Origin of the sequence: Mesorhizobium sp. M0960 (assembly GCF_040319055.1) — a bacterium.
Lineage (GTDB): Bacteria > Pseudomonadota > Alphaproteobacteria > Rhizobiales > Rhizobiaceae > Mesorhizobium.
This window is the reverse complement of sequence record NZ_JAMYNN010000006.1, coordinates 270,173-284,925: the sequence shown is the minus strand read 5'-3', so window position 1 is coordinate 284,925 and position 14,753 is coordinate 270,173. Positions and strand designations below refer to the sequence as shown.

Here is a 14,753-nt window from a genome sequence, read left to right as displayed (position 1 = left end):
TTTCCCCCCCCCCCCACTCCTCCAAGCTTGTTCTGCTTTAAAACTACAACCCCCGGGGGCCCTCCCCCCCCCCGGTTCTCATTCGTCAGAAATCGGCAGGTTTAGTTTAGCTCGCCACGCTGGCCTGCGGCGCCGAGCGCTCGATCAGCATTTGCCGGACGGTCGACATCGAGGCACTCAGTTCGCTGATAGCGTCATCGATCAACGCCCGCTGCTTCTGCAGGCGGGCAAGCTGCTTCTCCGACTTGTCGAGCGCCAACCGCAACTGCTTGGTGTTGGAGCCGTTCGGATCGTAGAGGTCCATCATCTGCTTGACGTCACGCAGCGAGAACCCGACCTTGCGGCCGAGCAAGATCAGTTTCAGCCGGGCCCTGTCGCGGCGTGTATAGAGACGGGTTGAGCCGTCACGCTGCGGGTTGAGTAGACCCTTGTCCTCATAGAAACGCAGCGTGCGCAGCGTCACTCCGTATTTCTTGGCCATTTCGCCGATGCGGACAAGCTCTTCACCGGCTTCGCTCGACATATCGTTGGTATTGGCCGCGGCTTGGCCGGGCGAAATAAGTTTCATGGTCACTGGCTTTCCCCGTCTGGTGGCGTCGCGGTCGCGGACCTTGCGTCGCCTGAGTGAAAGCGGGGGCGTGCTTCCACTCGTGGTTTCAACAAACAAATCGCAAACGGCGTAATCCGCTCGTTTACGTTTACGTCAATGCTATATCGATAGCCGCCTTACGACGCAAGAGCGTTCTGGGCTTGGAACTTTATGCCGCAGCGCCGGTGGATAACCTAAAAGTCGTGGCCGATTTCGGGAGCGATCATGCGGCTGATCAAAATTCTACAGCGTCTTTTGTGCGTCCAAAAAGACACCCGGCGCCGTCCGCAGCCAGTCGACAAAGTTGCAACTTCTTAAGCTTGGTTAACGCGTTGTTTACCACGTTGGGGCGAAATGTGCGCATGTCGGTTACCCGTGTTTATCCTGTATTGAATTTTTCACGGTTTTTCGGAGCGCGGGTAAGACCCGGGAAGCTCGTCTTCCACTGCAACTAGCCAAGCAGTCGCGTTCGTCCCGGCAGGACTTTGGGAACCTGGTGAAAGCCAGCAATTCTGAAACGGGCGCATTGATGAACAGCAAGCGGTCCTACCTCGATACACTCAACGCCGGCAGGCAGCGCAGGCCGCACACGACGCTTGAAGAGCTCAACCGTTCCCTGGAAACGCTGGAGCAGCGACTGGAGCGGACGCGCGAGGAGACTGCAAGCCATCCCGGTCCACGCCGACCAGCGGCAGAACCGCGCTATCCTAGTGCCCAACCCTATGGCCAGCAGCGCCGGTACGAGGACCCACGCGACGCGCAGCGGCCGAAAGGTCCAGCGGCGGCCGTCGACCAGAACTACCAGGCGATCGCCCGCGATATCGACCGGGTGCGCGGCCAGGAGGACGGCGTCGCCCTAGCCGGCAAGATCGCTGGCGAATTGCGCGGCCTGCGCGAAGAGCTTCGCCAGCAGATGACCTCCGGCCTGCAACGCGAGTTCGACGCACTGCGCAAGAATATCGAGCGAGCCTACCAGTCAAATGGCGGCGGCAAGGGCAGCGCCGAACTCGGCGTCGAATTCGAGCGGCTTTCCGGCGCCATCCAGACGCTGGCCGAAAAAAGCGACGACAGAAGCGTCAATATGTTGCGGCTCGAGCTTGAGCAGGTCAAGGCAGCTCTCGATACGCTGGCGCGCGAGGAGAGCGTGCAGGCAGTGGGCCGCCGCTGGGACGATTTCGACCGCCGCTGGAGCGCCTTCGAGGACCGCGTCGACGCCGATCAGCGCAAGCGCTCCGACGCGCCCGGCCTGTCGGCGCTGACCGAGCGGCTCGAACAGATCAGCAATGCCGTCAGCAATCTGCCGGAATCGCTGTCGCTGCGCTCGCTGGAGGAAAAGGTCCGCATGCTTGCCGGAGCGGTCGACCATTTCGCCCGCCAGCAGGACAATCGCGGCAGCGACACATTCAGTCAGATCGACGAGCGGCTCGACGAGATTTCCCGCGCGATCGTCGCCTCGACGGTTGCCGCGCAAGCCAATTCGTTCGACCCCGAGCCCTTCGAACGCATCGAGAAGCGGATCGATTCACTGGCCCAGCAAATCGAAGAAGTGTCGCAGGATCGTCCGGGCCGGGAGGTCATCGACCGTCTCAACACATTGTCGAGCCGCGTGGATGAGCTGGCCGGCCGAGCCAATCTGCCGGAACAAGCTATGGAGCGCCTTGCCAGGCAAGTCGCGCTTATCGCCGACAAGATCGACCATGCACCTGCCATGCCCGACGCCGACTACATCTTCCAGGGGCTCGAGCAGCGCTTCGATGTGCTGTCCAGCATGATGGAACGTCGCCAGGGCGACGCCATCGAGCAAGGCAATATGCTGTTTCGCGACCTTGAGCGCCGGTTGGACGAAGTCGCCGACAGGCTGGATCAGCGCATGCCGCAGGTCGACAGCGCCGGCATCATGGATGCCATCGACGCCCGCTTCACCGCGCTGGCCAAGCGGATGGAGACGCGCGTTCCAGATCCCGCCAGCGAGGCGGCGATCCGCGGCCTGGAGAGCCGGCTCGAAGACATTTCAAGCCGGCTGGATTCGTCCGCGGCACAGGTCGCCAGCATCGACCCGGCGTTGATCCGCAGCCTCGAAGCGCAGGTCGCGGGCCTGACGGCGCATCTTTCCAAGCCCGGCACGCCGCTGCCGGAATTCGACGACATCAGCCCGCGCCTCAACGAGATCGAGAAGTCGCTGGCCGGAACCCGCGATTCCATCCTCGGCGCGGCGCGCGAGGCGGCCGAGAGCGCCGTCCGCTCGCTGGCCGGATCAAGCGCCAACACGGCGGCCGTTACCGGCCTCGCCCAGGACCTGAAGACGCTCGAGGCGCTGACGCGCCGTTCGGACGAGCGCAATTCAAGGACGTTCGAGGCTATCCACGACACGCTGCTCAAGATTGTTGACAGGCTAGGTTCACTGGAGACCGCCGAACCGGCAAGCGCAGAGTTGAGCAAACGCTTCGGCCGGGCATCCAAGATCTCGGTGCAGGACGCACCGTCGATGGACATCGACCAGCCGCTGCCGTTAACGGGCAACATGGCCGATCTGGACGGTCGCACCGCGGCGCTCGTGCGCGACGAGCCAGGTCCGCGTACGCCGGCCGAGGCGGCCGCGGCAGCCGCCCTGGCGGCCCTCGGTTCAGACACGACGCATGAAAAAACCGAGCAGGGCGGCGGCAGGAAATCGATGTTAGGCGGGCTGGCGCGCGCCTTGAAGGGCAAGAAGGAGGCCGAGATGCCGCCGCTTGCCGGCTCGGCGTCGAGCGTCGAAATACCGAGCGTCGATCTCGACGAGCCGCTCGACCCCAAGGTCGCCAATCGGCCATTGGAACCCGGCTCCGGCGCCCCCGACCTCAGCGCCATCATGAAACGTGTGCGCGACGAGCGCGGGCAGCCGGCCCGCGAAGGCGGCGCCGAAGCGGCGAAATCGGACTTCATCGCGGCAGCCAGACGGGCTGCGCAAGCGGCGGCCGCCGAGGCGGACGCCCTTAAGCGCCAGTCGACGATGAAAGGCCCGGTCAAGGCGCTCAGGATAGGCGACCTGCTCAAGGCGCGGCGCAAGCCGATCCTGATGGGGGCAATTGCCATCATGCTGGCGCTTGCCGGCCTGCAACTGGGCAAAGCCTTCTTCTCCGATCCGGTCGAAGTCGCCAACAATGACGCGGCGCCGGCTGTGGCCGCACAGCCGGTGGAGACTGCATTGGCCAGCATTGCCAGCGAACCGAAGGCGGACGCGCAGACGGCAGCGCAGGATAGCGCGCCGTCCTCCATCGTCAGGCAGGCAGAGCCGTCCGCAGCGACGACCAAGGACGACACGGCGGCGCAAACCGGCCCCGCCACACCGGCAACCGAGGCATCGACAGCCCCCGCGGCAGCCCCTGACATGGCGGCGCCAGACGCCACGGCCGCAGTGCCCGCACCGGCAGCGGCGACGGCCAGCGACGCCGAGCCAATGGCTGCCGCGCCTGCTACCACCACAGCTGCGACGCAGGACACGACGGGCACGGTGCCGCCGGCAGATGCTGCCGCGGCAAGCGTTGCCAAGATCGAGGTTCCGGCCGGTGTCGGTCCGGCCGCCCTGCGCGATGCAGCGGCCGGCGGCGACGCCAAGGCACTGTTCGAGATCGGCTCGCGCTACGCCGAGTCGCGCGGCGTCAAGGAAGACATGGCAGCGGCGGCCAAATGGTACGAGAAAGCTGCCGATCTCGGTTTCGCACCGGCAGAATACCGCATCGGCAATTTCTACGAGAAGGGCATCGGCGTCGCACGCGACATCAAAAAAGCGAAGACCTGGTACCAGCTTGCCGCAGGGCAGGGCAACGCCAGCGCCATGCACAATCTGGCCGTGCTGTTTGCGATGGCGGCGGATGGCGTGACCGACAATGAATCGGCAGCGCGCTGGTTCCAGGCGGCGGCGGACCTCGGCGTCAAGGACAGCCAGTTCAATCTCGGCATCCTTGCGGCGAAGGGCGTCGGCATGAAGCAGAACCTCGAGGAGAGCTACAAATGGTTCGCGCTCGTCGCCAAGACCGGCGACAAGGATGCGGCGGCCAAGCGCGACGAGATCGCCAAAGCCCTGAGACCCGAGCAGCTGGAGCGTACGCGTGCCGCGGCCGAGCTGTGGAAGGCCAAGCCGCTCGATCCAGCCGCCAATTCGGCCGACATTCCTGAATCGTGGCAGGACGGCACACCGCAGACGACGGCCGGCATCGACATGAAGAAAGCGGTCCAGAACATCCAGCGCATCCTCAACAAGAACGGCTACGAGGCCGGCAATCCCGACGGCATGATGGGCCGGAAAACCAAGAACGCGATCATGGCCTTCCAGACCGACAACGACATGAAGGCAACCGGCGCGATCGACGAAAAGCTGGTCAAGGCGTTGCTCGCGCGCAAATAACGGCGGATGCGTCGTTTCCGCGACGCCCTTGCCACAGATTTGCCTGTTAACTGATTGAGTTGTTTTTTGTTTCGGCGGTGCGACGAAGTTTGACTTCACCGCCCGGCCGGCGCAAGAACGAGATAGCCTTCTGGCGCAAAATGCCCGCAACGGTTGCATTCGCCAGGAGGCAAACTGATCGAGACTGACGGGTGGGCATCTATCTCCCGATCGCGGAAATTTCCGTTAACGTCTTCGTGCTGCTGGCCATGGGCGCAGCGGTGGGTTTCCTGTCGGGCATGTTCGGCGTGGGCGGCGGCTTTCTCATCACGCCGCTGCTGATCTTCTACAACATACCGCCCGCGATTGCGGTCGCCACCGGCGCCAACCAGGTCATCGCTTCCTCCTTCTCCGGCGCCCTGTCGCACATGAAGCGCGGCACGCTCGACTTCAAGCTCGGCGGCGTGCTTTTGGCCGGCGGCATCGTCGGCTCGACCGGCGGCATCTATGTCTTTGCGTTCCTGCGCCGACTCGGCCAGCTCGATCTGTTCATCTCGCTGCTCTACGTCGTGCTGCTCGGCACTGTCGGCGGGCTGATGCTGGTCGAGAGTATCAATGCGCTGCGCGTCACCCGCAGCGGCGCCGCACCGGTGTTGAAGAAATCCGGCCAGCACAACTGGATCCACCGCCTGCCGCTGAAGATGCGGTTCAGGGCCTCGAAGCTCTTCGTCAGCGTCATTCCGGTGCTTGGGCTGGGCGCGGCGATTGGCTTCCTATCGTCGATCATGGGCGTCGGCGGCGGCTTCATCATGGTGCCGGCCCTGATCTACCTTTTGAAAGTGCCGACCAACGTCGTCATCGGCACCTCGCTGTTCCAGATCATCTTCACCTCGGCTTACACCACGCTGGTCCACGCCACCACCAACCAGACGGTCGACGTCATGCTCGCCTTCCTGTTGATGGCAGGCGGCGTCGCCGGCGCACAATATGGCGCCAAGGCCGGTCAGAGGCTGCGGGGCGAACAACTCAGGGCGCTGCTGGCGCTGCTTGTGCTGGCGGTCGCCATCCGGCTCGCCATCGATCTTTTCGTCACGCCTCCCAATCTCTATTCGCTGTCCGGCGTGGGCCTGAGCTGATGGCTGGCTTGAGGACGCTCGCGGCCGCCGCCTTGCTGTCGCTGCTGGCCGCGGCGTCAGCGGCGAAGGCACAGACGCCACTAACCGAAAACATCCAGATCGGCCTTTCCACCGACAATGTCTCGATTACCGCCGGCTTTTCCGGCGCCGACCTGACCATCTTCGGATCGCTGGAAAATGCCGATCCGCTTGTCGCACGGCAAGGGCGCTACGACGTGATCGTTGTGCTGGAAGGCCCGGCCCGACCGGTCGTCGTGCGCCGCAAGGACCGGGTGCTCGGCGTCTGGGTCAATCTGGAGTCGGAGACCTTCGAAAACGTACCTGTCTCCTATTCTGTGGCGACGACGCGGCCGCTGCAGGACGTCACCGATCCGAACAGCTACAAGCAGCTGTCGCTTGGCGCCTCCAACCTCTATTTGCAGCCGGCCGACGCCGAGGACAGCCCGGCGACAATCGAGGAGTTCACCGCCGCGCTGCGCGAGCGCAAGGCGGCAACAGGCCTCTACAGCGAGAATGTCGGCGGTGTGCAGTTCCTGTCGCAGAACCTGTTCCGCGCCACCGTCAGGCTCGCTCCCAACGTTCCGGTCGGCACCCACAAGGCGCGCGCCTTCCTGTTCAAGAGCGGCCTGTTCATCAAGGAAAGCTCCGCCCAGCTCGAAATCCGCAAGTCCGGTTTCGAACAGTCGATCTTCCGCGTCGCCCACGACTACTCCTTCCTCTACGGTGTCTTTGCCGTATCGCTGGCCATGCTGACAGGCTGGCTCGGAAGACTGGTCTTCAGGAAAGACTGAACTCTCGTAAAAGTGGTTTCCCTTTCCGAGGGTATGGGCTAGACCGCGATCCCCGGTCCGACCGGGCACGAGCTGCTGCTCCCCAAATCAGAATATAGGAACGCACGATGCGACCAGCATTTGCCGGTATCGACTTCGGCACTTCGAATTCCACCGTGAGCGTGGTCAGGAACGGGCAGCCGCGGCTGGTGGCCTTGGAAGACGGCCAAGTCACTCTGCCCAGTGCGGTGTTCTTCAATTTCGAGGACAACCGCACCTATTTCGGGCGACGCGCCATCGCCAACTATACGGACAGTATCGAAGGCCGCCTGATGCGCTCGCTGAAGAGCGTTCTCGGCAGCTCGCTCGCTCACGAAAAGACGCGCATCAAGGCGCGCTCGATCGGCTTCATGGAAATTGTCAGCCTATTTGTCGGCCACCTGAAAAAGAAGCTCGAAGAAAACGCCCTCGACACAGTCGAAAGCGTCGTAATCGGACGGCCGGTACAGTTCGTAGACGACGACTCCGGGGCCGACGCCGAGGCCGAGCACGAACTCGAAAATGCCGCTCGCGCTCAGGGCTTCAAGCACATCGCCTTCCAATTCGAGCCGATCGCGGCGGCACTCGACTACGAACAGAAGGTGACGCGCGAGGAACTGGCGCTGATCATCGACATGGGCGGCGGCACGTCCGATTTCTCGATCGTGCGGGTCTCGCCCGAGCGCGCCCGCTCGCTCGACCGCAAGGACGACATCCTGGCCAGCCGCGGCATCCACATCGGCGGCACCGACTTCGATCGGCTGCTGAGCATCGCCCATGTGATGCCTCAGCTCGGCTATCTGACGTCGACTAAGGATGGCAAGCGCAATCTGCCGGCGAGCTACTTCATCGACCTGGCGACATGGCAGCGCATCAACCTGGTCTATACCGCAAGGGCGATGACGCATCTTCGCCAGATCCGCTACGAGGCAGAGCGCGCAGACCTGGTCGACCGCTTCATCCACATCGTCGAGCATCGTTACGGCCACGCGCTGGCGGCGCTGGTCGAAAGGGCCAAGATCGAGCTGACGGATCGATCGTCGGCCGGTATCGAGGTCGCGCTACCGGAGGTGAGGTTCACGGCAGAGATCACGCGCGAAGGTCTCGAAGCCACTATCGCTCGGGATATTGAGCGCGTTGCAGGTACCGTCGAGCAGACCGTCCGCGACGCGCAGGTGAAGCCCTCCGACATCACGGCGGTGTTCCTGACCGGCGGATCGACCGCGATCCCGCTGGCCAGGCAGCAGATCCTGGCTCTGGTGCCGCAGGCGTCGGTTATCGAAGGCGATGTGTTCGGCTCAGTCGGGCTTGGGCTGGCGCTCGACGCACAGCGGAAGTTCGCCTGATCGGCTTAAAGCGGCGCGGTTCTCTCAGCTTTGCCGCCGAGATGCGCCTTGAGCGCCATCTGGGCCAGGCTTGGCTGCCGGTCGCGATGCGTGATCATGGCAAATTCGCGCTTCGGCAGATCGATCGGCACGGAACGCAGACTGCCTTCGGCGACCGCGCGCGCGACGACGAGTTCCGAAATGATGCTGGCGCCGGCGCCGGCCTCGACCGCCTGGCGAATAGCCTCATTGCTCGGCAATACCAGGAATATCTGTAGGTCCGCGAACGAAATCCCGTCGCGTCGGGCAAGGTCCTCCAGCGCCTCGCGCGTGCCCGACCCGCCTTCGCGAATGATCCAGCGAAGCCCGCCGAGGTCGGGATGCCCAGGCGAAACTTCCGCGATCTCAGGGTGCGAGCGCGCCACGACCAGCATCATGCGATCGATATCGACCTTGGCACGCCGCAAAATGTCGGATTCGGTGCGCCCCTCGACCAGGCCAAAATCGGCTGCGCCATCAAGTACATTGGTCTCGACCTGCCTGGTGTTGCCAATGCTCACGCTCAGCCTGACGGCAGGATAGGCTTCGTGGAAAGAAGCGAGCCGGCGCGGCAGCCAATAGCTGGCGATGGTCTGGCTGGCAGCGATCGAGAGACTGCCTGATATCGTCTGCGAGACATGCTCCAGCACGTTGTGGGCGGCCGCCGCCCGCTCGAGAACCGCCTTGGCCTCCGGCAGGAACCGGCGTCCGGTCTCGGCGAGCTCGATATTGCGGCCCACTCGGTTGAACAACTGCACGCCGTGCTGCTGTTCGAGCGAGCGGATGGCGGCGGACGCGGCCGACTGTGAAATGCCTAACAAGTCGGCCGCTTTGGTCATGTGCGCCCGTTCGGCGACGGCGACGAAGATCCGCAATTGGTCCAGAGTCATGCCAGCATTAAGAAGCAAATCCGATTGGAATTACAAGAGCAAGTTGTTAGACAGATTGATTGCTTTGTTCTAAATTTTAGCCCGAAATTGGAAAAAAGTCGCGCCAGAACAGTCGAGGGTAGAAATTGGTGAGGCTGTTCAAATCCGTGTTTACGCACTGGACCCGCAGCCTGCGGTGGCGGCTCGTCGGTGAACGCTATCGGCCGGAACAGCATTACATGCGCGGCCCAGGCCCGAAGACGAGAGCCAAGGCCGCGGAACGCAACAACATCGCCGGATCATGACCAACAAACCGCTGCGCGGCGCCAACTCAGCACCATCCCAACGGCCGCTTGCCGATACGCGCGCGCCCGCCGAAGGCGACGGCGTCGATACTTCGCCTGATGTCTCCGACAGCATCGCCAAGACCACCTGCTATATGTGCGCCTGCCGCTGCGGCATCGACGTCCACATCAAGGACGGCAAAGTCCGCTACATCAACGGCAACAAGGACCATCCGGTCAACCGTGGCGTGCTGTGCGGCAAGGGCAGCGCCGGCATCATGCAGCACTACAGCCCGGCTCGGCTGAAGAAGCCGCTGCTGCGCACCGGCCCGCGCGGCTCGGGTGAGTTCCGCGAGATCGAGTGGGAGGAAGCTTTGTCGATCGCGACGAAGCGGCTTTCGAATATCCGCCGAACCGATCCGAAGAAACTCGCCTTCTTCACCGGGCGCGACCAGTCGCAATCGCTGACCGGCTGGTGGGCGAGCCAGTTCGGCACACCGAACTTTGCCGCCCATGGCGGCTTCTGCTCGGTCAATATGGCGGCCGGCGGCCTCTACACGATCGGCGGCTCGTTCTGGGAGTTCGGCGAGCCCGACTGGGACAACACCAAGTACTTCATGCTGTTCGGGGTTGCCGAGGATCATGATTCCAATCCGATCAAGATCGGTCTCGGCAAGCTCAAGGCACGCGGCGCCAAGGTGGTCTCGATCAACCCCTGCCGCACCGGCTACAACGCGATTGCCGACGACTGGATCGGCATCCGGCCCGGCACCGACGGCCTGTTCGTGTTTGCACTCATCCACGAATTGCTGAAGGCAGGCCGCGTCGATCTCGACTACCTCTTGCGCTACACCAACGCCCACGGCCTCGTCATTCAGGAGCCTGGAGCCGTCGATGACGGGCTGTTCATGCGCGACGGCGACGGCAATCCGCTGGCTTGGGACAGGGTGGCGAAGATGCCAGTCAATGCCAGTGACGCCGACGCGAAGCCCGCACTGACCGGCAGCTTTCTCGTCGACGGCCGCCGTTGCGTGCCGGTCTTCCAACTCGTCGCCGACCGCTATCTGGATGAGAGCTATTCACCCGAGGCGGTCACTGACCGGTGCGGCATCTCCGCCGATACCATCCGCAGGATCGCCGCCGAACTCGCTCATGTCGCCTTCGAACAGCAAATCGAATTGCCGGTGGCGTGGACGGACTGGGCCGGCCGCCGGCACGAGACCATCAAGGGCCGGCCGGTGTCGATGCATGCGATGCGCGGCATCTCGGCCCATTCGAACGGTTTTCACTCTTGCCGCGCCATTCATCTGCTTCAGGTGCTTCTCGGCACGGTGGACGTGCCGGGCGGCTTTCGCTTCAAACCGCCTTATCCACGGTCTGCACCGCCGGGTCCGAAGCCAGCCGGCAAGAATGTGAAGCCGATGACGCCGCTCGAGGGCATGCCGCTCGGTTTTGTCTGCGGACCGGGGGACCTGCTGATCGACGAAGGCGGCAAACCGATCCGTATCGACAAGGCCTACTCCTGGGATGCGCCGCTGGCCGCACACGGGCTCATGCACACGGTTATCCGTAACGCCTGGGCCGGCGATCCCTACACGATCGACACTCTGTTCATGTACATGTCCAACATGGCTTGGAACTCGTCGATGAATACCGTCGAGACGATGGCCATGCTGACCGATATTGATGCGTCGGGTGAGTACACGATCCCGTTCATCATCTATTCCGACGCTTATTATTCCGAGACCGTACCTTTTGCCGATCTGGTGCTGCCGGACACGACCTATCTCGAGCGTCATGACTGTATCAGTTTGCTCGATCGGCCGATCAGCCACGCCGACGGGCCGGGCGACGCCATCCGCCATCCCGTCGTCGAGCCGGATCGCGACGTCAGGCCGTTCCAGACGGTGCTGATCGAACTCGGCGCGCGGCTCAGCCTGCCCGGCTTCGTCGACGACGATGGTTCCGCCAAATACCGCGACTATCCCGACTACATCGTCAATCACGAGCGCACGCCAGGTGTCGGTCCGCTCGCCGGCTGGCGCGGCAAGGACGGGGCCTCGGTCGGCAAGGGCGACGTCAATCCCGACCAGTTGCAGCGCTACATCGATAATGGCGGCTTCTGGCACCAGGATTTCGCCGCCGATCAGCGCTACTACAAGATGGCCAACCGCTCCTATCTCGAATTCGCCGAGAGCATGGGCTTCATCCCGAAGGCCGAGCCGATCGTCTTCCAACTCTATTCCGAGCCGATGCAGCGCTTTCGCCTTGCGGCGCGCGGCCATGGCGAGGTGCTGCCGCCGGAGGCGGAGCGCAGCCGTATCGAGACCTATATGGATCCGCTGCCGTTCTGGTACGCGCCCTTCGAAGAGGCTGCAGTCGATAGCCAAGCCTATCCGCTCCACGCGCTGACGCAGCGGCCGATGCACATGTACCATTCCTGGGGCGCGCAGAATGCGTGGCTAAGGCAGATCACCAGCCAGAACCGGCTGTTCGTGCACAATCGGACCGCCGCCAGCCTCGGGCTTGTCGATGACGACTGGGTGTGGATCGAGAGCATCAACGGCAAGGTCAAGGGGCAGATCAGCCTGATCGACGGCGTCAACGCCGATACGGTGTGGACCTGGAACGCGATCGGCAAACGGCGCGGCAGCTGGGGGCTCAAGGATGACGCGGCCGAATCCAATCGCGGCTTCCTGCTCAACCACATCATCGGCGACCAGACCTCTGCCGATGCGAATGGCAAACGCTATTCGAATTCCGATCCTGTCACCGGCCAGGCGGCATGGTTCGACCTGCGCGTGCGCATCGTCAAATGCGCGGCCGAGGAAGCTGGCTTCACCGAGCCGCAATTCGAGCGGTTCCGGCAGCCGCCACACTTCGAGCCCTCGCCCGACAAGCTCAGTTTCGGCGCCGAATTCCGTCAGGAGAGAGAAGCTGCCGAATGACTTGCCTTCCCGCCCACACCGACAAAAAGCTCGGCCTGGTCATCGACCTCGACACCTGCGTTGGTTGCCAGGCCTGCGTCACCGCCTGCAAGGAATGGAACACCGGCGGCCATATGGCGCCGCTAACCGACATCGACCCCTATGGCGGCAATGTCGACGGCGTCTGGTTCAACCGCGTGCACAGTTATGAGCACATGACCGAGATGGGTGGGCGCACGGTCAATTTCCCGCGCTCCTGCCTGCACTGCGAGACACCGGCGTGCGTCACGGTCTGCCCGACCGGCGCCTCCTACAAACGGGCGTCGGATGGCATCGTGCTGGTCGACGAGGACAAATGCATCGGCTGTAAATTGTGCAGCTGGGCCTGCCCCTACGGCGCGCGCGAATTCGACACGGATGTCGGCGTGATGAAGAAATGTACGCTGTGCGTCGACCGCATCTATAACGACAATCTGGCGGAGGAAGACCGCGTGCCGGCCTGCGTTGCCGCCTGCCCGACCAGCGCGCGGCATTTCGGCGATCTGGGCGATCCGGCATCGGCTATCTCGCAACTGGTGGCGGAGCGCGGCGGTGTCGACCTGATGCCGGAGATGGGCTACAGGCCGACCAACAAATATCTGCCGCCACGCGCCCACACCAATCGCGCCGCATCGGTGCCGGCACAGGCGCTCCAGCCGATGCGAGCCGAAGGCGGTTTCCTTGGCTGGGTCGACCGCATGCTTTCGAACTGACCCGCGCCTTCATGCATCCAGCCTTCTCCGTCGTCTTTTTCACCACCGCCACGGGCGCCGGTTACGGCCTGCTCGCGCTGCTTGGCGTGTTGGCCGGACAGGGCTTTATCCCGCCCGATTTCTGGCTTGGCCTCACCGGCATGGGGCTGTCGCTCGGCCTGATCTCGGCAGGCCTGCTGTCCTCGGCCGGCCATCTCGGCCGGCCCGAACGCGCCTGGCGTGCCTTCTCGCAATGGCGTAGCTCATGGCTGTCGCGCGAAGGCGTTGCCTCGGTCGCCACCTTCGTGCCGGCGGGACTGTTCGGTATTGGCTGGGTGGTCCTCGGCCGTACGAGCGGCTGGGTGGCTGTCGCCGGGCTGCTCGCTGCCATCGGCGCGGTCGCAACCGTCTGCACCACCGGCATGATCTACGCGTCGTTGAAGCCGATCGCCCAATGGCACAGCCGCTTCACCCTGCCCGGCTATCTGATCTTTTCGGCGATGACCGGCAGCGTACTGCTCAACGCCCTGCTGCAGGGATTTGCGGCAGGCTCGAATATGCTTCTGGCGGCTGCCCTGTTGCTGACCGCGCTTGGCTGGGGTTTGAAGCTGGCGACCTGGCGATACAATGATAGGCTGGAGATCCCGACCAATGCCAACACCGCAACCGGGCTTTCCGGCGGCACGGTGCGGTCGATGGAATGGCCGCATACCGAGGAAAACTATCTGCTCAAGGAAATGGGCTTTCGCATCGCACGCAAGCACAGCGCAAAGCTGCGGCTGATCACCCAGGCTCTGGCCTTTGCCTTGCCCGCTTTGCTGCTGATTGCGGCGTTTGCCTTGCCGTGGCCCTTTGCGGCGGCTTCGTCGATACTCTCCGCAATCGCCCAACTCGCCGGCATGCTGGTGGAGCGCTGGCTGTTCTTCGCCGAGGCCAAGCACACTGTTACCCTCTATTACGGACGATAGGGCAGCTCAGCCCGGCCTGAGCATCGAGTGGGAAATCGCGAAGATGCGCTCAGTGCCAAGCATATAGGCCATCAGCGTTTCGCGGCGGAACAGCCCGGCATAGGCGCGGTCAAGGAGATTGAGCGAACCGGTGTAGGCGCCGAAGGCCGGCATGATCATGCGGCCGCCATCGCCGGCAAAGCAGCGCCGCCGCACCGAACGGCCTTGCTGGACGATGCGGGCGCAAGGATGCAGATGGCCTGATATCTCGCCCTCCACCCTTACCGCCGAAGGCTCGTGCCGGAAGAGCAGAGAGCCGATGGCCAGCTCGCGCACGGTGTCGCCCGGCAGGTCGGCCGGTGCTTCCGGGTCATGATTGCCGGCGACCCAGAACCAGTCGCGCCCAACCATCAGCCCTTCCAGCCTTTCGCGAAAGCTTGCGTGCATGCGCGCGGCGCCGCCGCCATCGTGAAAACTGTCGCCCAGGCTGATGACTATCGCAGGCTGATAATCGGCAATCACCGTCTGCAGCCGGAGCAGCGTGGCGCCGGTATCGTAAGGCGGAACCAGCGTGCCGCGCCTGGCCAGTGAGGAGCCTTTTTCCAGATGCAGGTCGGATACGGCCAGAAGCCGGAATTCGGGAAAATAGAGCACGCCGCGGCGGTCGCAGATCGCGCGTTCGCCAGCGATACGGACGGCGCCCGTATCCGCCAGAGTCGCAGCCATTGCCAGCG

Annotated in this window: 10 protein-coding genes; 7 read left to right on the top strand and 3 right to left on the bottom strand. The window is 63.6% G+C overall.

Going from position 1 to position 14,753, the window contains the following annotated elements:
• Positions 1–106 precede the first annotated feature (106 nt).
• Complete coding sequence (locus tag NKH63_RS15025; RefSeq protein ID WP_023719513.1) at positions 107–568, bottom strand: MerR family transcriptional regulator; 462 nt, start codon at positions 566–568, stop codon at positions 107–109.
• 550 nt (positions 569–1,118) lie between these two features.
• Between NKH63_RS15025 and NKH63_RS15020 the strand changes: the two genes are divergently transcribed.
• The 4 genes from NKH63_RS15020 (at position 1,119) to NKH63_RS15005 (ending at position 8,243) form a co-directional block, all read left to right on the top strand.
• Complete coding sequence (locus NKH63_RS15020; protein ID WP_352918057.1) at positions 1,119–4,973, top strand: peptidoglycan-binding protein; 3,855 nt, start codon at positions 1,119–1,121, stop codon at positions 4,971–4,973.
• Positions 4,974–5,164: 191 nt separating this feature from the next.
• A complete protein-coding gene (locus NKH63_RS15015) occupies positions 5,165–6,088 on the top strand; it encodes a sulfite exporter TauE/SafE family protein (protein ID WP_023719515.1) in 924 nt (307 codons plus the stop codon).
• A complete protein-coding gene (locus NKH63_RS15010) occupies positions 6,088–6,879 on the top strand; it encodes a TIGR02186 family protein (RefSeq protein WP_023719516.1) in 792 nt (263 codons plus the stop codon). Before NKH63_RS15015 ends, NKH63_RS15010 begins: the two co-directional genes overlap by 1 nt.
• A 107-nt stretch (positions 6,880–6,986) precedes the next feature.
• Entirely contained in the window at positions 6,987–8,243 is a 1,257-nt protein-coding gene (locus NKH63_RS15005; protein WP_352918055.1) for an Hsp70 family protein, read from the top strand.
• Positions 8,244–8,248: 5 nt separating this feature from the next.
• On the opposite strand, the gene NKH63_RS15000 is transcribed toward NKH63_RS15005, so the two are convergent.
• Positions 8,249–9,151 carry a LysR substrate-binding domain-containing protein gene (locus NKH63_RS15000; protein ID WP_352918053.1) on the bottom strand — a complete coding sequence of 301 codons (903 nt, stop codon included), beginning with the start codon at positions 9,149–9,151 and terminating at the stop codon, positions 8,249–8,251.
• Positions 9,152–9,431: 280 nt separating this feature from the next.
• Here NKH63_RS15000 and NKH63_RS14995 point away from each other — a divergent pair, with 280 nt between their 5' ends.
• Genes NKH63_RS14995 through NKH63_RS14985 form a run of 3 tightly spaced genes read left to right on the top strand, consistent with a single transcriptional unit; the run spans position 9,432 to position 14,040 of the window.
• Entirely contained in the window at positions 9,432–12,362 is a 2,931-nt protein-coding gene (locus NKH63_RS14995; RefSeq protein WP_352918051.1) for a molybdopterin oxidoreductase family protein, read from the top strand.
• On the top strand, positions 12,359–13,093 hold the full coding sequence (locus NKH63_RS14990; RefSeq protein WP_023719521.1) for a 4Fe-4S dicluster domain-containing protein: 735 nt from the start codon (positions 12,359–12,361) through the stop codon (positions 13,091–13,093). Before NKH63_RS14995 ends, NKH63_RS14990 begins: the two co-directional genes overlap by 4 nt.
• Positions 13,094–13,104: 11 nt before the next feature.
• Positions 13,105–14,040 (top strand): dimethyl sulfoxide reductase anchor subunit family protein, encoded by a 936-nt coding sequence (locus NKH63_RS14985; protein WP_023719522.1) that lies wholly within the window; start codon positions 13,105–13,107, stop codon positions 14,038–14,040.
• A gap of 6 nt (positions 14,041–14,046) precedes the next feature.
• Here the strand turns inward: NKH63_RS14985 and pdeM are convergent, their stop codons facing one another.
• A complete protein-coding gene (gene pdeM / locus NKH63_RS14980; RefSeq protein ID WP_502895892.1) occupies positions 14,047–14,745 on the bottom strand; it encodes a ligase-associated DNA damage response endonuclease PdeM in 699 nt (232 codons plus the stop codon).
• Between the last annotated feature and the right edge of the window lie 8 nt (positions 14,746–14,753).

Excerpts from the sequence above, each read along its gene's own strand:
- NKH63_RS14990 (WP_023719521.1), top strand. The coding sequence starts at position 12,359 with ATGACTTGCCTTCCCGCCCACACCGACAAAAAGCTCGGCCTGGTCATC.
- NKH63_RS15025 (WP_023719513.1), bottom strand. The coding sequence starts at position 568 with ATGAAACTTATTTCGCCCGGCCAAGCCGCGGCCAATACCAACGATATG.
- NKH63_RS15005 (WP_352918055.1), top strand. The coding sequence starts at position 6,987 with ATGCGACCAGCATTTGCCGGTATCGACTTCGGCACTTCGAATTCCACC.
- NKH63_RS15020 (WP_352918057.1), top strand. The coding sequence starts at position 1,119 with ATGAACAGCAAGCGGTCCTACCTCGATACACTCAACGCCGGCAGGCAG.
- NKH63_RS15010 (WP_023719516.1), top strand. The coding sequence starts at position 6,088 with ATGGCTGGCTTGAGGACGCTCGCGGCCGCCGCCTTGCTGTCGCTGCTG.
- pdeM (WP_502895892.1), bottom strand. The coding sequence starts at position 14,745 with ATGGCTGCGACTCTGGCGGATACGGGCGCCGTCCGTATCGCTGGCGAA.
- NKH63_RS14995 (WP_352918051.1), top strand. The coding sequence starts at position 9,432 with ATGACCAACAAACCGCTGCGCGGCGCCAACTCAGCACCATCCCAACGG.
- NKH63_RS14985 (WP_023719522.1), top strand. The coding sequence starts at position 13,105 with ATGCATCCAGCCTTCTCCGTCGTCTTTTTCACCACCGCCACGGGCGCC.
- NKH63_RS15000 (WP_352918053.1), bottom strand. The coding sequence starts at position 9,151 with ATGACTCTGGACCAATTGCGGATCTTCGTCGCCGTCGCCGAACGGGCG.